Source organism: Sulfuritalea hydrogenivorans sk43H (assembly GCF_000828635.1).
GTDB classification, from domain to species: Bacteria; Pseudomonadota; Gammaproteobacteria; order Burkholderiales; family Rhodocyclaceae; genus Sulfuritalea; species Sulfuritalea hydrogenivorans.
Genome location: NZ_AP012547.1, coordinates 2322179 through 2340755, shown reverse-complemented (window position 1 = coordinate 2340755; position 18577 = coordinate 2322179). Strand labels below are relative to the sequence as shown.

Here is an 18577-nt window from a genome sequence, read left to right as displayed (position 1 = left end):
GGTCGATCACCGCGCTGCTGCTGGTTGCCGGACTCGGGCTGATCCTGTTTGCCATGCCGCCGCTGGCGGCGGTGCTGACCTTTGCCGCGATCGCCGCGCTCGCCGCGTGGGAGTGGGGCGGCCTGATGCGCCAGGACCAGCCGGCGCGGGTGATGTATGCGTTCGTCCTGATGCTGTTCTGCTGGCAACTGACGGTGGCGGCGCAGCCACTTGTCCCGGTATTGCTTGGCGTCTCGGTGGCGTTCTGGATTCTTGTCGTGCCGTTGTGGTTCCGCTTTAAATGGACGCTGGCCGGCAACGACTTCTTCGGCTACCTGCTCGGCGCCCTGGTGATTTTGCCGACCTGGGCGGCGATGGTGGCGCTGCACGCGGTGGATACCTGGCTGATGCTCGCGGCCATGGCGCTGGTCTGGGTCGCCGACATCTCGGCCTATTTCGCCGGCCGGGCATTTGGCAAACACAAGCTGGCGCCGAGCATCAGCCCCGGCAAGACCTGGGAAGGCGTGGCGGGCGCGGTGGTCGGCGTGCTGATCTACGGCGGCATCGTGCTGTCGTTCTCGCCCTTGAAGGACAAGCTGCCGCTGTCGCTGCCCTTGCTCGTCCTGATGCTGGTCCTGCTCACGGCGGTGAGCGTCATGGGCGACCTGTTCGAATCCCTGCTGAAGCGACAGGCCGGCATCAAGGACAGCAGCAACCTGCTGCCGGGGCACGGCGGCGTACTCGATCGCATCGATGCGCTGACCTCGACCCTGCCGCTGGCCGCGCTCATTTTGCATTGGGTCCGCTCATGAAACTGACCGTTCTCGGCGCCACCGGCTCGATCGGCGTCAGCACGCTGGATGTGGTGGCGCGCCATCCGGATCGCTTCGAAGTCGTGGCGCTGACCGGACATCGCCAGGTGGAGGTTCTCGCCGCGCAGTGCCGCCGGTTCCGGCCGGCCTATGCCGTGGTCGGCAGTGCGGCCGATGCGCAGCGACTGGCCGGAATGTTGAGGGATGGCGGCCTGCGCACCGAGGTGTTGCATGGCCCCGACGCATTGTCGCAAGTCGCCAGCCTGCCCGAAGTCGATGCGGTGATGGCCGCCATCGTCGGCGCCGCCGGGTTGCCGCCGACCCTGGCCGCGGCGCGTGCCGGCAAACGGGTATTGCTGGCCAACAAGGAAGCGCTGGTGATGGCCGGCGCGGTGTTCATGGCCGAAGTACGCCGCGCCGGTGCCCTGCTGCTGCCGATCGACAGCGAACACAATGCGGTGTTCCAGTCGATGCCGCATGATTACGCGGGCGACATGGCGCACAGCGGCGTCCGGCGCATTCTGCTGACCGCCTCCGGCGGGCCGTTTCGCAGCGTGCCGCTGGAGACCCTGACCGGGGTCACGCCCGAGCAGGCGGTGGCGCATCCCAACTGGGTGATGGGACGCAAGATTTCGGTCGATTCGGCGACCATGATGAACAAGGGCCTCGAAGTGATCGAGGCGCACTGGCTGTTCAACGCGCCGGCGGACAGGATCGAAGTGGTGATCCATCCGCAGAGCGTGATCCATTCCCTGGTCGATTACGAGGACGGTTCCGTTCTGGCGCAGTTGGGCAATCCCGACATGCGCACACCGATTGCCAACGCGCTGGCCTGGCCGCAGCGCATCGAATCGGGCGTGGCGCCGCTCGACCTGTTCGCGGTGGGCCAGCTCAATTTCGAGCGTCCCGACCTCGCGCGGTTTCCCTGCCTCGATCTCGCCTATCGCGCACTGCGCGCCGAGGGCAATGCGGCGGCGGTACTCAATGCCGCGAACGAGGTAGCGGTGGCGGCTTTCCTGGAGCGCCGCCTTTCCTATCTGGGCGTTGCCGAGCTTATTGCCGCCACCCTGGATGCAGTGCCCCAGGCTGCGGTGCCCGACCTTGCCGCGGTGCTGGAGGCCGATCGTCAGGGGCGCGCGGCGGCCCTTGATCTCCTCGTGCGCCGTTTTGGCGCAAGCTCGGCGCAAGGGCCTGCATGAACCCGGAATCGCTGGCCTGGTACGCGGGCGCATTTTTGCTGGCCCTGGCTGTGCTGGTGGTGGTTCACGAAATGGGCCATTACCTCGCGGCGCGGGCATGCAACGTCAAGGTCCTGCGCTTCGCCTTCGGCTTCGGCAAGGTGCTCTGGATGCGGCGCCACGGGAGTGATGGCACCGAATGGGCGATCTCGGCGTTTCCGCTCGGCGGCTACGTCAAGATGCTCGACGAACGCGAAGGCGAGGTGCCTTCCGCGGAACTGCCGCGAGCCTTCAATCGTCAATCCGTGGGGCGGCGCGCATTCATTGTGGCCGCCGGCCCGGCGGCCAACTTCCTGCTGGCGATCGTGTTGTATTGGGTCCTGTTCATGCACGGCGTGACGGAACTCAAGCCGCGTCTCGGCTTGCCGCCAGCCGGTACTCCGGCGGCGATGGCCGGCATCGGCGATGGCGTAACGGTGCGCTCGGTCAATGGCAAACCCATCGAAACATGGCAGCAACTGCGTTGGGAGGTCATGCAGCGGGCATTGGACAAGGAGGTGCTGCAGCTGGAAGTGATCAGCCTGCAACGAGAGATCGGCGTCTACCGGATCGCCAGCGATCGTTTCGATCTGGAACAGCTGGAGAAGGATCCCCTGCGCTTGCTTGGGCTGGTGCTATTCCGGCCGCCGCTGCCGGCGGTGGTCGGACGCGTACAGCCGAATTCGGCCGCTGCGCTTGCGGGGTTCAGCGACGGCGATCGGGTGTTGTCGATTGACGGCAAGGCGATCAGCGAATGGAAACAACTGGCCGCAGTGGCAGGTGCGGCGGCGGGGCGCCAGTTGGCGTTTGTCGTGGAGCGCGACGGTCGGCAGATCGAGCTCGCGGCCACCCCGCGCATGACGGAAGAAGGCCAGCATAAAATCGGACGTCTCGGCCTGATGGCGAAGGAGGGCAAGGGCGAGGCCTTCGAGATGACCACGGAAGTGAGTTACGGGCCGCTCGAATCAATCGATCGGGCGTTGCAGCAGACCTGGGATACCTCGATCCTGAGCCTGCGCATGATGGGGCGCATGCTGACCGGGGAACTGTCGTGGAAGAACCTTTCCGGACCGGTGACCATCGCCGATTACGCGGGGCAGTCGGCGCGACTCGGCGCCAGCTACTACCTGCGCTTCCTGGCACTCATCAGCATCAGCCTCGGCGTGCTGAATCTGCTGCCCGTGCCAGTTCTGGACGGGGGGCATTTGATGTATTATCTCGTCGAGTTTCTCAGGGGTGGCCCGGTCTCGGAACGGGCTCTGGAAATCGGCCAACAGATCGGTTTTGCCTTGCTGGCGCTGCTGATGGCTTTTGCCTTCTACAACGATATCAACCGCCTTGTTTCCGGCTAATTCTCGTCCAATTAAATGAAGAAGAAACTGCTTGCCGGTCTGCTTGTCGCTCTGCTGGCCCGTTCCGCGTTTGCGTTCGATCCGTTCCAGATCAAGGATATCCGGGTCGAGGGGATCCAGCGTACCGAGGCCGGCACCGTGTTCTCCTACCTTCCGGTCAAGGTCGGCGACACCATGACGGACGAGAAAGCCGCCGCCGCCATCAAGGCACTGTTTGCCACCGGATTCTTCAAGGATGTGCGTCTCGAAATCGACCGCGAGGTGCTGGTGGTGGTGCTGGAGGAGCGCCCGGCCATCGCCTCGCTCGAATTCACCGGACTCAAGGCCTTCAAGCCGGAAGACCTGAAGAAGTCGCTGCGCGAAGTCGGTCTCGCCGAGTCGCGGATTTTCGACCGAGCCATGGTCGAGCGTGCCGAGCAGGAACTCAAGCGCCAATATCTGGCGCAGGGCCACTATGCGGTCCAGATCACGACGACCATCACGCCGCTGGAGCGCAATCGCGTCGGCGTGAATTTCGCTGTTAACGAAGGCGATATCGCCAAGATCCGGCAGATCAACATCATCGGCGCCGGCGCCATCAGCGAAGCGGACCTGCTCGACCTGCTGGTGCTGCGCACGCCGGGCTGGCTGACCTGGTACACGAAGAACGACCAATATTCGAAGCAGAAGCTCTCCGGCGATCTGGAAACCCTGCGCTCGCATTATCTCGATCGCGGCTACCTCGAATTCAATATCGAGTCGACCCAGGTGTCGATTTCGCCGGACAAGCAGGACATCTACATCACCATCAACATCAATGAGGGTGAAAAGTACTCGGTGTCGTCGGTCAAGCTGGCGGGGCAGTTGTTGTTGCCGGAAGCGGAATTGACCAAGCTGGTGCAGATCAAGCCGGGCGAGGTGTTCTCGCGCGAGAGGATGACCGAGACCACCAAGGCCATCAGCGAGCGGCTGGGCAATGAAGGTTATGCGTTTGCCAACGTCAATGCGGCGCCGGAACTCGACAAGGAAAAGCGCCAGGTGGCATTCACCGTGTTCATCGATCCGGGGCGGCGCGTGTATGTGCGCCGCATCAACGTGACGGGCAACACGCGCACCCGCGATGAAGTGGTGCGCCGCGAAATGCGCCAGGCCGAATCCGGCTGGTACGACGGCGACAAGATCAACAAGTCGCGCACCAGGGTTGATCGGCTGGGCTACTTCGACGAGGTGACCGTTGAAACCCCGCCCGTCGCCGGAACCACCGATCAGGTAGACATGGAAGTCAAGGTCAAGGAAAAGCCCACCGGCAACATCATGCTCGGCGCGGGTTTTTCCAGTGCGGACAAGTTCTCCGTGTCAGGCTCGGTGCAGCAGCAGAACCTGTTCGGCAGCGGCAAGCATGTCGGCGTCCAGGTCAGCACCAGCGCGGCGAACAAGGTTTACTCCCTGTCGCACACCGATCCGTATTTCACGGTCGACGGCGTCAGCCAGGGCTTCGACATCTACTACCGCAAGACCGACACCAGCACATTGGCGGTAGGTAGCTTCGGCTCAAAATCCTTTGGCGGTGGCGGGCGCTGGGGCGTCCCGATTGCCGAAGATGATTACCTGAATTTCGGGCTTTCGTTCGATCGCACCAAGCTGACGGTGGATACCAACAGTCCCTTGCGCTACCAGGACTATGTCACCCGCTTCGGCGCAAGCAGCAATACCCTGTTGGGCACTGCCGGTTGGCAAAAGGATGGCCGCGACAGTCTGCTGGTGACGACGAGCGGTGTATATCGCCGGGCGGTGCTTGAAATGGCAATGCCGGGCAGCACCGCCACCTATGTCAAGGCAACCTATCAGCATCAGCACTTCTTCCCGCTTGATCGCAAGCTGACTCTGGCACTGAATGGCGAGATCGGCCTGGCCAAATCCTATGGCAACAAGGAGCTGCCCTTCTTCAAGAACTTCTACGCCGGTGGCATTGGCTCGGTGCGCGGCTTCGACTCGAATTCCCTCGGGCCGCGCGACCCGGCCACGGACGAGGCGCTGGGCGGAGACAAGCGGCTGATCGGCAACGCTGAATTGCTGTTTCCCGTGCCAGGCATGGGGCGCGACAATTCCATGCGCTTGAGTGTCTTTGCCGATGCCGGCAGTGTCTGGGGTTACGACAACAAATTCAGTCTGGGCAGCCTGAGATACAGTGCCGGTGTCGCATTGGCCTGGAATTCGCCAATGGGTCCGTTGAAGTTCTCGTTTGCGAATCCGTTCAACAAGAAAGCCGAAGACAAGGTGCAGCGTTTGCAGTTCCAGATGGGCTCGGTCTTTTGATCCCTTCCCAATAGTGAGAGAGCCATGCTAAAGAAATATATTTTCGCAGGTATCGCCCTGCTGTCGTTTTCCGCCACCGTTCTTGCCGACAGCAAGATCGGCTTCGTCAATAGCCAGAAGATACTGAACGACGCCCCGCAGGCGGCACGAGCCAAGAAGAAGATCGAAAAGGATTTCGAAAAGCGCGATCAGGATCTGCAACGCATTGCCAAACAGTTGCAGGGCTTGCAGGAGAATCTCGACAAGAACGCCGTGACCATGGCCGAGAGCGAGCGTCGCGCCAAGGAGCGCGAGTTCGGCGAACTCAACCGCGATTTCCAGCGCAAGCAGCGCGAGTTCCGCGAGGACCTGAGCCAGCGTCAGAATGAAGAAATGGCGGCGATTTTCGAGCGGGTGAACAAGATCATCAGGCAGATCGCCGAGGCCGAGAAGTACGACATCATTTTCCAGGAAGCGGTCTACGCCAACCCGCGCATCGATATCACCGACAAGGTGATCAAGGCGCTGGGCGACGGCACCAAGTAAGACGCATTGGCCGTGGCGCTGCGGCTCGACGAGATTGTCGCCCGTCTCGGCGGAGAAATAGTCGGCGCTGGCGATACGGCGATTTCCCGCATTGCCACGCTGGAACATGCCGGTCCTGGTGATCTGGCCTTTCTTGCCAATCCCCGGTATCGCCATCAGCTTGCAAGCACCCGCGCCTCGGCGGTGATCATGGCGCCGCCAGCGGCGAACGGTCCGGCGGCGGCGATTCTGACATCGCAGCCCTATCTCTATTACGCTCGTGTCGCGCAGTGGCTCAATCCGCCGCCGATGCCCGAATCCGGCGTGCATCCAAGCGCGGTGGTGGAGGGCGAGGTCGCTGCAACGGCTTGTATCGGCCCCAATGTCTGGATTGGTCCTGGCGCCAGAATCGGCGCCGACGTAGTGATTGCGGCCAATTGCAGCATTGGCGCCGAGGTGGAAATTGGTTCCGGCAGTCGGCTCGCGGCCAACGTGGCGGTCTATCCGCGCAATCGTCTCGGCGCACGCTGCCTGGTCCATTCCGGGGTGGTGATCGGTGCCGATGGTTTCGGCTTCGCCCGTGAAGCCGATGGTGCCTGGGTCAAGATTCCCCAGATGGGACGCGTGCTGATCGGTGACGATGTCGAAATCGGCGCGGGAACCACGATAGATCGCGGTGCATTGGACGACACGGTCATCGCCGACGGGGTCAAGCTCGACAACCAGATACAGGTGGGCCACAACGTAAAAATCGGGGCGCACAGCGCGCTGGCGGGCTGTGTCGGGATTGCCGGCAGCGCAGTGATCGGCGCGCGTTGTACGGTCGGCGGCGCCGCGGTCATTCTCGGGCACCTGGAAATTGCGGATGACGTCAATGTCTCGGCGGGAACCCTGGTGGCGAAATCGATCAAGGAGGCCGGTACCTACAGCGGCACGGTGCCTTTCCTGGAACACGGCGACTGGCTGAAGAATTTTTCGCGGCTGCGTCATCTTGATGCGATGGCCGATAAAATCCGTGCCCTCGAACAGCGGCTTGCCGCACTGGAGAAGAAATCATGAGCGAAGCAAGCGGGGCAGTCGATTCCCGTCTGGACATACATCAAATTCTCGAGTACCTGCCGCATCGCTATCCGATCCTGCTGGTCGATCGCGTGCTGGAAGTGATTCCCGGCGAGAGGATCACTTCGCTCAAGAACGTCAGCATGAACGAGCCGTTCTTCCCTGGCCATTATCCGCATCATCCGGTGATGCCCGGCGTGCTGGTAATCGAGGCGATGGCGCAGACTGCGGCGATCCTCGCCTTCAAGACCATGGGCAACAAGCCTGACGACAAGTCGGTGTACTACTTTGTCGGGATTGATAATGCACGCTTCAAGAAGCCGGTCGGCCCCGGCGACCAATTGATCATCGATGTCGCGCTCAATGCCAACAAGCGCGGCATCTGGAAGTTTTCGGCGACCGCGAAGGTCGATGGGCAGGTGGCGGCCGAGGCCGACATCATCTGCGCCGTGCGCCCCACGCCCTGATGAGCGTTCATTCCACCGCTCTGGTACACCCCGCGGCGAAGCTCGGCAAGGGCGTCGTCATCGGTCCCTATTCGATCGTCGGCGAGCACGTCGAGATCGGCGACCACACCGTGATCGGGCCCCACGTCGTGGTCACCGGGCACACGCGAATCGGCTGCGACAACCGCATTTTCCAGTTCTGTTCCATCGGTGAGCAGCCGCAGGACAAGAAATATGCGGGTGAGCCGACGCGCCTGGAAATCGGCGACCGCAACACCATTCGCGAATTCTGTACCTTCAATTGCGGCACGGCCCAGGATGCCGGCGTGACGCGGCTGGGCAATGACAACTGGATCATGGCCTACGTTCATCTGGCGCATGACTGCCAGGTGGGCAACCAGACCATCTTCGCCAACAACGCGCAACTGGCCGGCCACGTGCATGTCGGTGACTGGGCCATCCTCGGCGGCTTCACGGTGGTACATCAGTTCGTCCGCATCGGCGCCCACAGCATCACCGCGATGGGCACCATCCTGTTGCAGGACCTGCCACCCTTCGTCATGGCCGCCGGCAATCCGGCCGAGCCGCGCAGCATCAATGCCGAGGGACTCAAGCGGCGCGGCTTTTCGGGCGAGGCAGTGACTGCGGTGAAGCGGGCCTACAAGAGCCTGTACAAGAGCGGGATGAAGCTCGATGAGGCACGTGCCGTGATTGCCGCCGAATCGGTTGCCGTGCCCGAGCTGGCGCTGCTCAGCGATTTTCTCGCGGCGCCCGGACGGGGAATCATTCGCTGATTCCATGAGACAGGCTCCACGGATAGCAATGGTGGCGGGCGAGGCCTCCAGCGACCAGCTGGCAGCGCATCTCGTTGGCGCCCTGAAACGGCATTTGCCGGAAGCGAAGTTCTACGGCATCGGCGGACCGAAGATGCAGCGCGAGGGCTTCGAATCGCTCTGGCCGGCGGAGATGCTTGCGGTGCGCGGTTACGCCGAAGTCCTGCGGCATTATCGTGCCATCACCGCGATGCGGCGGCAACTGCTGCGCCGTTTGCTGAAGGACCGGCCCGATGTATTCATCGGCGTCGATGGTTCGGATTTCAACCTGTGGCTGGAAAGGCGTCTCAAGCGCAACGGGATACCCACCATCCACTTCGTCAGCCCGTCGATCTGGGCCTGGCGCAAGAACCGGATGAACAGGATCATCCAGTCGGTGAGCCATATTCTTGCCCTGTATCCCTTCGAGCCCGAGCTGTACCAGGGCACAGCGGTCAAGTGCAGCTATGTCGGCCATCCCCTGGCCGACGTCATTCCGCTTGAAATTGACCAGCGTGCCGTGCGCGAACGGCTCGGTGTGGCGGCGGAGCGTCCGGTGATTGCGCTGCTGCCCGGCAGCCGCCAGTCCGAATTGCATTTCATGGCCGAGACATTCATCGAGACCGCCAGGCTGCTGCTGGAACGCTATCCGACTCTGCAGTTCCTCGTGCCGCTGGTATCGCGCGAGACGCGGCAGCAATTCGAGACGGCCATGTGGAAACTGAAGGCAGACGAACTGCCCTTCACCCTGATGTTCGGCCATGCGGCGGACGCCGTCGCGGCCAGCGATGCCGTGCTGGTGGCAAGCGGCACCGCCACGCTGGAAACCGCGCTGGTCGGCCGGCCCATGGTGATCGCCTACAAGATGTCGCCGTGGTCATGGCGGCTGATGCGGAGCATGCGTTATCTGCCGTGGGTAGGCCTGCCGAACATTCTTGCGGGTCGCTACGTGGTGCCCGAATTCCTGCAGGACGAAGCGACGCCGGAGAATCTGGCCCAGGCCCTGGGCAACCTGCTGGTCGACCGTCAGGCACGCGCCGGAATTTCCCGCGTCTTCGACGGCATCCATCGGCTGCTGCGGCAGGATACCGCGCAGAAGGCTGCCGATGCGGTGTTGCCCTACCTGCTGCAAAAGGCATGACCCATCTGGTATGCGGGGTAGATGAGGCAGGGCGCGGGCCTCTCGCCGGGCCGGTGTATGCCGCTGCGGTGATCCTCGATCCGGCGCGGCCCATCGAAGGTTTGGCCGACTCGAAAAAACTGTCGGAACGCAAGCGCGAGCGCCTGGCCGTCGAAATCCGCGAAAAGGCGCTCGCCTTCGGCATCGCTTCGGCATCGGTCGAGGAAATCGACAGCATCAACATTCTGCAGGCGACGCTGCTGGCCATGCGCCGGGCTGTCGAGGCGCTCGCGGTGCAACCCGCGGCAGCTCTGATCGACGGCAATCGCTGCCCGTCGCTGGCGATTCCTGCGCGCGCGATCATCGGCGGCGACGCAACGGAACCGGCGATTTCGGCGGCATCGATTCTGGCCAAGACCGCGCGCGATGCCGAGATGCGCTGCATCCACGAGGCCTTTCCGCAGTACGCGCTGGATCGTCACAAAGGCTATGACACGGTAGCGCATCGCGCGGCGCTGGAACTGCACGGCCCGGCCGCTTTCCATCGCAAGAGTTTCGCGCCGGTGCGGGCATTGCTCGACGTGCGACGGAAGCCCGGATCATGAACCTGCCGGTGAGCCGAACTCCAGTGGACAGCCCGGAAGCCGTTGCATGAGCGATCCCCGTCACATCGCTTCTCGCGAAAATCCGGGTTTCAAGACCCTGCGCGCATTGAGTGATGATCCGCGCCGGCAGGGCCGCGCCTTGCTGGACGGGATTCATCTGGTGACGACCTGTTTTGCCCGCGGCATCGCCGTCGAGCAATTGCTGGTGAGCGAGAGTGGGAAAAAAAATGCGGAGGTCGATGAACTGCTGCGAGGCGCCGCGAATGTTGAGTGCGTGATCCTGCGCGACAGCCTGTTTCGCGAAATCTCCGGCGTGAGCACGCCGACCGGCATTGCCGCGGTGATCGGGATACCGCCTGCGCCGACAGGGGGCTTGTCGGGCGATGCCGTGTTTCTCGACGCGGTTCAGGATGCCGGCAATGTCGGTGCAATCCTGCGCAGCGCCGCAGCTGCGGGCGTACGCGATGTGGTCCTGGGTCCTGGGTGTGCCGGTGCGTGGACCCAGCGCGTGCTGCGTGCGGGACAGGGAGCGCATTTTTCGCTGGCGATTCGCGAACAAGCCGATCTCGCTGCCGCGCTGGAGGCTAGCGCCGCGACTTCCATCGCCACTGTCGCGCGCGGCGGCACAAGTCTCTATGAGCTCGACCTCTCCGGCCCGGTTGTCTGGCTGGTTGGCAACGAAGGCGCGGGACTTGCGCCGGACCTGATTGCCGCGGCCAGCGTACGCACCACCATTCCGCTTGCGAGCGGCAGCGAGTCGCTGAATGTGGCGGCGGCGACGGCGGTATGCCTGTTCGAGGCGAGCCGTCAGCGGTTGAAGAGGCCGGCGAATCCACTGCGTGCCTGATCCCGCGGGGACATATCCCACCGGGGGATACCGTCTCCAGCAGAAGCTGGAGACATATCCCGCCAAGGGATACCGTCCCCGGCTCTTGCCGGAGACATAAACAAACAGGCCCGCACATGGCGGGCCTGTTTGAAAGCTGAAACGCTGGCTGCTTACTTCTTCTTGGCAGCCTTCTTGCCGGCAACGGCAGCCTTGAACGTGGCGCCGGCGGTGAAGCGCGGCACGGTCGTCGCGGCGATCTTCAGTTCCTTGCCGGTTTGCGGGTTGCGGCCAACGCGTGCGGCACGCTTGGACGACTTGAAGCTGCCGAAGCCAACCAGGGTAACGGAGTCGCCCTTGGATACGGCCTTGACGATGGCTGCCATCACAGCAGACAGTGCCTTCTCGGCAGCAGCCTTGCTGATATCGGCTTCCTTGGCGGTGATTTCGATCAGTTCAGACTTGTTCATGTGTGACCTCGTGGAGTGATGATGATAGTGGCGGGTTGAATTCTATGCGAATGGTAACTCGGTGTGGCAAACAATTCTTAACCTGGCTCAAACTATTTGAAGATTGTATCAATACTTCCAGAAGTCAGGGGCACGCGATTGCATGGGCGTTGCGGGTACTTCCAGATTGGATTTTGAGCATCTGCAAGTATCCATGAATAATCTGCCGGCCGGGGAAAAGTGTGCATGGCAAAGGCGATAAAATGAACTTTGGCCGAGAGGGAGCGGGTTTCTGCCGCCGGAACCGGCTGATCGGGCCGCTCGGCCATTCAGTCACTTGCAGCCGCATACGAAAGGACGCGAAGGAAATGGAACTCGCCTGGTGGCACTGGATGGTTCTTGGCCTCGCGCTGGGTCTGGTGGAACTCGCCGTGCCCAGCTTCTTCATCATATGGTTTGGCCTGGGCGCCTTGCTGGTGGGTGTTGCCATGCTCGGAATGCCGATGATGGCATTCAGCACGCAGATTCTGCTGTGGACGGCGGCGTCGATTGCCATGACGGTGCTCTGGTTCAGGGTGTTCCGCAAGGAAGAAGGCAAGACCCGGTCCGGCCAGGCGAATGAGGCATTGGGCGAGATCGGCGTGCTGGTGCGGGCGGTCGCTCCGCTCGGAGTGGACTCGGCGCGCGGCGAAGTGCGTTTCCAGAAGCCGGTCATGGGTTCCGATGTCTGGCCCTGCCTCGCCGATGAAGCCATTGCGGCCGGAGAGCGGGTCAGGGTGCTGGCGGTTGATGGCCAGATATTGAAAGTCGGCAAATACTGAAAGGGTCGAGCATGGGCGAATTCGCGTTTTTTGTCATTGCACTGTTTGTTTTTGTCGCGGTCACGATCGCCAAGGGCGTTCGCATCGTGCCGCAGGGAGAGGAGTGGATTGTCGAACGCCTGGGCAAGTACCACACCACCTTGCGCCCCGGCCTCAACATCATCGTTCCCTACTTCGACCAGGTGCGCTACAAGCTGACGACCAAGGACATCATCCTCGATGTGCAGGAGCAGGAAGTCATCACCAAGGACAATGCGGTGATCCTGACCAATGCAATCGCCTTCATCAAGATCACCGATCCGATCAAGGCTGTTTACGGCGTGACGGATTTCTCCGAAGCCATTCGCAACATGATCATGACCACCCTGCGTTCGATCATCGGCGACATGACTCTCGACGAAGCGCTGTCGAACCGCGACAAGATCAAGGCCCGCCTGCGCGAAGGCGTCGCCGACGAGGCCATTGACTGGGGCCTGACGGTGAAGTCGGTCGAGATCCAGGACATCAATCCGTCGGAGTCGATGCAAAAGGCCATGGAAGCCCAGGCTTCCGCCGAGCGCGAGCGCAAAGCCATGGTGACCAAGGCCGAGGGCACCAAGCAGGCAACCATCCTCAATGCCGAAGCGCAACTGCAGGCTGCGCGCCTGCAGGCCGAAGCGCAGATCACGCTGGCCGATGCCTCGGCCGAGGCGATCAAGCGCGTCGCCGCGGCGATCGGCAGCGAGGACGCGCCGATGCGCTACATGCTCGGCGAAAAGTACATCCATGCCATCGGCAACCTGGCCAAGTCGGACAACGCCAAGACGGTGCTGATTCCTGCCGACATCCAGGACACGCTGCGCGGCATCCTCGGCAACCGCAAGTAGATGGAACGCTGATGGCACCCAGATCCAGACGCAGAAGATGAAACACGCGAAAGGCCAATTGGTTGCCCGCCCCCTTCCCCCTCGCGGGGGGTTACTGTTCGGCGCGCTGCGCGCGTTTCTTACGTAGGTCTCCGAACGAAGTGCTTCACGCTATACACGCCGATTTCGCATGCGCCTGTTGGCTCTAGAGACCGCAACACGACGCCTGTCGGTTGCGCTGTGGCAAAACGGCGAGCTGATCGAGCGCGCCGAGGAAGTTCCCAATGGCGGCTCGGAACGTCTCTTGCCCTGGGTGCATGAGTTGCTGGCAGAGGCAGGCCTTGCGCTGGGGCAGATCGATGGCATTGCCTTCGGCGCCGGCCCCGGCGGTTTTACCGGCTTGCGCCTGGCCTGCGGCGTGGCACAAGGCTTGGCCTGGGGCCTCGATCTGCCGGTGATGCCGGTGTCGACACTCGAAGCGCTGGCGCTGGCGTCCGGCGAGCGCGAGGTTTGGGCCTGCCTCGACGCGCGCATGAACGAGGTATACAGCGCGGCCTATGCGGTCGAAGGGGAGGTCGTCGCGCAACTCATGGCGCCCGTCTGCCTGCCTGCCGCCGTGTCGCCGGCGCCGACTTTCGCGGGCGGCTGGGGCGTGGGCGACGGCTTTGCCGGCTATGGCGAACTGTTGCGCGCAAGGAAGCCCGATCTGGTCGGGGTGCGCGCCGATGTCTTTCCCACCGCCGCTGCCGTGCTGCGCCTGGCGGCGCCGGAATTTTCCAGCGGCTCGGCGTTGCCGGTGATGTTGGCACAGCCCATCTATGTGCGTGACAAGGTGGCATTGACGACCGCCGAGCGGATCGCGCGCGGTGGCGCGAAATAGTGGTCTGCTATCCGAGCATGACGGATGCCGACCTCGAGGCGGTGGCCGCGGCAGAAGCCCGCATCCATCCCTTTCCCTGGACGCGCGGCAACTTTGCCGACTCGCTGGTGGCTGGCCATGGTGCATGGCTGGCGCAGGAAGACGGACGCATGACCGGTTATGCCGTCATGATGCAAGTGCTGGACGAAGCGCATCTGCTCAACATCAGCATCCTGCCGGAACTGCAGCGCGGCGGCCGCGGCTCGGCACTGCTGAACCAGCTTTTCGACCGGGCCCGGACTCATGCGGCGACGCGCATGCTGCTGGAAGTGCGCCCCAGCAATGCTTCCGGCCTGGGTTTTTACAGTCATCACGGCTTCACCGAAATCGGCAGAAGGCGTGACTATTATCAAACGCATGAGGGCCGCGAGGATGCGATCGTGATGGTGCTCGACTTATGACGTCGGACCGCGAGCAAATACTGCGCGAGATGGGCCTGGGGCCGGTCTGGAAGTTGCGCGCGGCAGCGGCAGGGCCGGTGCTTGAAGAAGCGGCGGCCCCCGCCGCTGTCGAGCTGCTGCGTGAAAACGTTCCCGCCAGCGCGCCGGAGACCGTGGCCGTCGCGCCGGCCGTTCCCGCAACCTGGAACGAGCTTGCCACCGCCGTGGCGGCGTGCCGCCAGTGCCGACTCTGCGAGGCGCGCAAGCAGGCGGTACTCGGCGTCGGCGACATCCATGCCGACTGGCTGTTCGTCGGCGAGGGGCCGGGCGCCGAAGAAGACCAGCGCGGCGAACCCTTCGTCGGCCAGGCCGGAAAACTGCTCGACAGCATGCTGGCCGCGATCGGTCTCAAGCGGGGCGAGAACGTGTATATCGCCAATGCCGTGAAGTGCCGCCCGCCGGAGAACCGGACGCCGACCCCGGAGGAAACCGCTGCCTGCAAGCCGTATCTGGAGCGGCAGATCGAACTGATCAAGCCAAAGCTGATCGTGGCGCTGGGCCGGCCGGCGGCACAGACATTGTTGCAAGTCGAGGTCAAGATCGCCGCCGCGCGCGGCAAGTTGCACGACTATCGCGGCATCCCGCTGATCGTGACTTACCACCCCGCCTACCTGTTGCGCACCCTGCAGGACAAGGCCAGGGCGTGGGAGGATCTTTGCTTCATGCGACGGACCATGCAGGCGGGAAAGGACGGCTGATGTCGCACGGCAGCGAAGGCTCGGCTCATGGTTCGATACGGGCGATTTTCTACGCGCTGGGCGCCAATTTCGGCATCGCGGTGGCGAAGTATGCGGCCGCGTTCTGGACCGGTTCCGGCTCAATGCTGGCCGAGGCGATTCATTCCACGGCGGACTGCGCCAACCAGCTGCTGTTGCTGCTGGGGCTGAAGCAGGCACGCCGTCCCGCCAGCGCCGACTTTCCGCTTGGTCATCATCGCGTCACTTATTTCTGGTCGATGATCGTGGCGCTGATGCTGTTCTTCATGGGCGGCGCTTTCTCGGTCTATGAAGGCATCGAGCGGCTGCTGCATCCGCAGCCGTTGCAGCACGGCCTGATTGCCATGGCGGTACTGGCCTGCGCCGTGGTGCTGGAGGCATTTTCGCTGTGGGGAGCGCTCAGGGAGATTCGCAAGATCGCCGGGCGTCAGCCTTTCCTCGTGTGGTTCCGTGAAACGCGCCAGTCCGAACTGATGGTGGTGGCGGGCGAGGACATCGCCGCCTTGCTCGGCCTCGCACTGGCCTTCCTCGCGGTCGCCTCCACCGTGGTCACCGGCAATCCGTTGTGGGACGCACTGGGCACGCTGGCGATCGGCGCCGTGCTGATGATGATCGCAATCGCGGTGATGATCGAGGTCAAGGGCCTGATCGTCGGCGAATCCGCCGCGCCGCAACTGCGCGCCGAGATCGAAGCCTTCGTTGCCGCCCAGCCCGAAGTGGAGCAGGTGCTGAACGTGATTACGCTGGCCTGGGGCGACAAGGTGGTGATCGCCGTCAAGGCGCGCATGCGCGACATGGAAACGCAGACCGGATTGCAGGTGGTCGAGGCCATCAACGCCGTCGAGGCGCGCATGCAGGAGCGCTTTCCGAGCGCGCAGTGGGTGTTCTTCGAACCGGACGTGCGCTGAGCGCTGTAGCGTCAGTGATGGGTGACGTCTTCGAGATGCGCGACGTCGTCGCGTTCGCGCTGGTTGATCTCGTGCTGGCGCTTGACCAGCCACATCGCGCCGGCGACGAACAGTCCGAAGAGAACAATGATCCAATAGATCGACAACTGGGCCTTGAGCAGCACCGAATAGGCGCTGGTCATGATCAGGATTGAAAGATTTTCGTTGAAGTTCTGTACCGCGATGGAATGTCCAGCACCCATCAGGATGTGACCGCGATGCTGCAGCAGGGCATTCATCGGCACCACGAAGAAGCCCGAGAAAATGCCCACCAGAACCAGCAGCGGCACGGCCAGCCACATGTCGCGCACGGCGATCATGGCGATCACGCCAACGCCCATGGCGATCCCCAGCGGGATTACCCGCACCGATTTGCGCAGCGTGATCATGCGCGCCGCGAGCACGGCGCCGATGGCCACGCCGACGGCGACCACGCCCTGCAACATGCTGGCCTTGGACAGGTCGAGATTCAGGGCGGCCTTGGCCCATTCGAGCACAATGAACTGCAGCGTCGCTCCGGCGCCCCAGAACAGCGTGGTGACCGCCAGCGAGATCTGGCCCAGCTTGTCGCGCCACAGCAGCTTGAGGCAGTGGTTGAATTCATGGAACAGATAGACCGGGTTCTTTTTCAGCGGCTTGTGGTCCACCCCGGTGTCGGGGACGTAGAGATTGAACACCGCCGCGATCAGGTAAAGCGTGCCGATGATGATCAGCGTCATTTCGGCGACGGTGTCGATGCCGGTGTCGAATAACGGAAAGTCCAGGGAAAGCAGGCTGAGCGCGATTTCCGGCCTGATCAAGGCGCCGCCCAGCACTACGCCGAGGATGATCGCGCAGACCGTCAGGCCTTCGATCCAGCCGTTGGCCACCACCAGCAGGCGGTGCGGCAGGTATTCGGTGAGGATTCCGTACTTGGCCGGCGAGTAGGCGGCGGCTCCGAGTCCGACGACGGCATAGGCCAGCAATGGATGCAGATCAAGGAACATCAGGCTGCAACCGAGTATCTTGATGCCGTTGCTGATGAACATGACCCGCCATTTGGGCATCGAATCGGCAAAGGCGCCGACGAAGGCAGCCAGTACAACGTAGGAAACCGTGAAAAAGGTCTTCAGCAGGGGTTCGTATTCCGCCGGCGCATGCATGTCGCGCAGGATGGCGATGGCTGCAATCAGCAGGGCGTTGTCGGCCAGCGCGGAAAAAAACTGCGCTGCCATGATGATGTAGAAACCTGTACTCATGGATTGGGTCGTTGGTCCGACCTTGTTTCGGGCTGCCGGTTTATATCACGAAAGGTGCGTCATTACTTCGATGTTGCGATGCGTCAGAGGTCATGTTTGCAAGGGATATCACCCGTCTCGCAGGCTCGACGGGTATATCCCATCGGGGGATGCCGCCTCCTTCGCAAGCAGCGGAGGCATAAATTGCGCTCATGGCGGATGATTTGTGATTGAATACTTAGAATATGGAAATTCTTAAATTCGGAGGTGGTTCCCATGGCTGATCGCCGGCTCCAGGTTTTTCACGCGGTTGCCAAGCAGTTGTCGTTTACCAAGGCGGCCGAAGTGCTGTTCATGACGCAGCCTGCTGTAACGTTTCAGATCAAGCAGCTCGAAGAGCACTTCAATACGCGGCTTTTTGATCGCGGCCACGGACGCATTGCACTGACGCCGGCGGGCGAGGTGGTGTTCGGTTACGCGGAAAGAATCCTTGGCCTGTCGTCCGAGATGGATGTGCGCCTGTCGGAATTGACCGGTGAGATCAGCGGCTCCCTGATGGTCGGCGCCTCGACCACGATCGCCGAATTCATGCTGCCGGGAATTCTTGGCGAATTCAAATCGACTTACCCCGGTGTGCGTTCGCGCCTGATCGTCGGCAATTCGGAGTCGATCGAGAATCGGGTCATGGAGCACACCATCGACATCGGCTTCATCGAGTCGCTCTCGCATGAGCCGAACCTGCAATGCGAAGTGTGCTGCGATGACGAGTTGGTGGTGATCTGCCATCCGCGCTTTCCCCTGGCGCGGCACAAGGAGCTGACCCCGCAGAAATTGCTGGAACATGCCTTCATTTCACGCGAGCCGGGATCCGGCACGCGCGAGTTCACCGAAAACTACCTTCGCCATTCGGGCATCGCGCTCGACCAACTGAACGTGGTGATGGAACTCGGCAGCCCGATCGCGCTCAACGGCGTCGTCGAAACCGGACTGGGTTTTGCCATCGCATCGCGCGCTTCAGTGTCCAAGGAACAGCGGCTGGGCGACATCGTCGCGATACCGCTCAAGCCGCGCCTGATCCGCACGCTCTCGATGGTGTATCCGAAAGAGAAGTTCCGCTCGCGGCTGGTAGCCTCCTTCGTCGAATTCGCCTCTGTCCGGCTGCGCGCCTTGATCTCGAAAAAGACAGCCTAGGGCGG

Annotated in this window: 19 protein-coding genes and 1 pseudogene; 18 read left to right on the top strand and 2 right to left on the bottom strand. The window is 62.6% G+C overall.

Annotation, left to right across the window (positions count from 1 at the left end; translation table 11 throughout):
* The first annotated feature begins 53 nt into the window (after positions 1–53).
* From SUTH_RS11295 to SUTH_RS11245, 11 genes are read left to right on the top strand one after another with little or no spacing between them, the layout of a single operon-like run.
* Positions 54–791, top strand: a complete 738-nt coding sequence (locus SUTH_RS11295) for a phosphatidate cytidylyltransferase (protein ID WP_231850998.1) — start codon at positions 54–56, stop codon at positions 789–791.
* Positions 788–1990, top strand: coding sequence for a 1-deoxy-D-xylulose-5-phosphate reductoisomerase (gene ispC / locus SUTH_RS11290; RefSeq protein ID WP_041099330.1), 1203 nt, complete (start codon positions 788–790; stop codon positions 1988–1990). Before SUTH_RS11295 ends, ispC begins: the two co-directional genes overlap by 4 nt.
* Positions 1987–3360 carry an RIP metalloprotease RseP gene (gene rseP, locus SUTH_RS11285; RefSeq protein WP_052473559.1) on the top strand — a complete coding sequence of 458 codons (1374 nt, stop codon included), beginning with the start codon at positions 1987–1989 and terminating at the stop codon, positions 3358–3360. The genes ispC and rseP overlap by 4 nt, the downstream gene beginning before the upstream one ends.
* Before the next feature lie 15 nt (positions 3361–3375).
* Positions 3376–5655, top strand: a complete 2280-nt coding sequence (bamA, locus tag SUTH_RS11280) for an outer membrane protein assembly factor BamA (protein ID WP_041099328.1) — start codon at positions 3376–3378, stop codon at positions 5653–5655.
* A gap of 24 nt (positions 5656–5679) precedes the next feature.
* Entirely contained in the window at positions 5680–6180 is a 501-nt protein-coding gene (locus SUTH_RS11275; RefSeq protein WP_041099327.1) for an OmpH family outer membrane protein, read from the top strand.
* A gap of 12 nt (positions 6181–6192) precedes the next feature.
* A complete protein-coding gene (gene lpxD / locus SUTH_RS11270; protein ID WP_041102228.1) occupies positions 6193–7218 on the top strand; it encodes a UDP-3-O-(3-hydroxymyristoyl)glucosamine N-acyltransferase in 1026 nt (341 codons plus the stop codon).
* Positions 7215–7685 carry a 3-hydroxyacyl-ACP dehydratase FabZ gene (gene fabZ, locus SUTH_RS11265; RefSeq protein WP_197539577.1) on the top strand — a complete coding sequence of 157 codons (471 nt, stop codon included), beginning with the start codon at positions 7215–7217 and terminating at the stop codon, positions 7683–7685. Before lpxD ends, fabZ begins: the two co-directional genes overlap by 4 nt.
* Complete coding sequence (lpxA, locus tag SUTH_RS11260) at positions 7682–8458, top strand: acyl-ACP--UDP-N-acetylglucosamine O-acyltransferase (RefSeq protein ID WP_197539712.1); 777 nt, start codon at positions 7682–7684, stop codon at positions 8456–8458. The genes fabZ and lpxA overlap by 4 nt, the downstream gene beginning before the upstream one ends.
* A 4-nt stretch (positions 8459–8462) precedes the next feature.
* On the top strand, positions 8463–9617 hold the full coding sequence (lpxB, locus tag SUTH_RS11255; protein ID WP_041099324.1) for a lipid-A-disaccharide synthase: 1155 nt from the start codon (positions 8463–8465) through the stop codon (positions 9615–9617).
* Complete coding sequence (rnhB, locus tag SUTH_RS11250) at positions 9614–10201, top strand: ribonuclease HII (RefSeq protein ID WP_041099322.1); 588 nt, start codon at positions 9614–9616, stop codon at positions 10199–10201. Before lpxB ends, rnhB begins: the two co-directional genes overlap by 4 nt.
* 46 nt (positions 10202–10247) lie before the next feature.
* Positions 10248–11048 (top strand): TrmH family RNA methyltransferase, encoded by an 801-nt coding sequence (locus SUTH_RS11245; protein ID WP_041099320.1) that lies wholly within the window; start codon positions 10248–10250, stop codon positions 11046–11048.
* Between the two features lie 152 nt (positions 11049–11200).
* On the opposite strand, the pseudogene SUTH_RS11240 reads toward SUTH_RS11245, so the two are convergent.
* Positions 11201–11515: pseudogene (locus SUTH_RS11240) on the bottom strand (HU family DNA-binding protein); the annotation flags it as partial.
* 329 nt (positions 11516–11844) lie between these two features.
* Between SUTH_RS11240 and SUTH_RS11235 the strand changes: the two are divergent.
* The 6 genes from SUTH_RS11235 to SUTH_RS11210 all read left to right on the top strand — a co-directional run bounded on the left by SUTH_RS11235 (position 11845) and on the right by SUTH_RS11210 (position 16125).
* Positions 11845–12297: an NfeD family protein gene (locus SUTH_RS11235; protein WP_041099317.1), complete on the top strand. Its 453-nt coding sequence runs from the start codon at positions 11845–11847 to the stop codon at positions 12295–12297.
* A gap of 11 nt (positions 12298–12308) precedes the next feature.
* Entirely contained in the window at positions 12309–13163 is an 855-nt protein-coding gene (locus SUTH_RS11230; RefSeq protein WP_041099315.1) for an SPFH domain-containing protein, read from the top strand.
* A gap of 169 nt (positions 13164–13332) precedes the next feature.
* Entirely contained in the window at positions 13333–14022 is a 690-nt protein-coding gene (tsaB, locus tag SUTH_RS11225) for a tRNA (adenosine(37)-N6)-threonylcarbamoyltransferase complex dimerization subunit type 1 TsaB (protein ID WP_041099313.1), read from the top strand.
* Between the two features lie 17 nt (positions 14023–14039).
* Complete coding sequence (rimI, locus tag SUTH_RS11220) at positions 14040–14462, top strand: ribosomal protein S18-alanine N-acetyltransferase (protein WP_052473558.1); 423 nt, start codon at positions 14040–14042, stop codon at positions 14460–14462.
* The gene (locus SUTH_RS11215) at positions 14459–15199 is read left to right on the top strand and encodes a uracil-DNA glycosylase (protein ID WP_041099309.1); all 741 of its coding nucleotides are present in this window, start codon (positions 14459–14461) and stop codon (positions 15197–15199) included. The genes rimI and SUTH_RS11215 overlap by 4 nt, the downstream gene beginning before the upstream one ends.
* Complete coding sequence (locus SUTH_RS11210) at positions 15199–16125, top strand: cation diffusion facilitator family transporter (protein ID WP_041099307.1); 927 nt, start codon at positions 15199–15201, stop codon at positions 16123–16125. The genes SUTH_RS11215 and SUTH_RS11210 overlap by 1 nt, the downstream gene beginning before the upstream one ends.
* Positions 16126–16136: 11 nt before the next feature.
* Here SUTH_RS11210 and lplT read toward each other — a convergent pair whose 3' ends face one another.
* Positions 16137–17402: a lysophospholipid transporter LplT gene (lplT, locus tag SUTH_RS11205; RefSeq protein ID WP_041099305.1), complete on the bottom strand. Its 1266-nt coding sequence runs from the start codon at positions 17400–17402 to the stop codon at positions 16137–16139.
* Positions 17403–17657: 255 nt separating this feature from the next.
* Between lplT and SUTH_RS11200 the strand changes: the two genes are divergently transcribed.
* A complete protein-coding gene (locus SUTH_RS11200) occupies positions 17658–18572 on the top strand; it encodes a LysR family transcriptional regulator (protein ID WP_041099303.1) in 915 nt (304 codons plus the stop codon).
* The last annotated feature ends 5 nt before the right edge of the window (positions 18573–18577 follow it).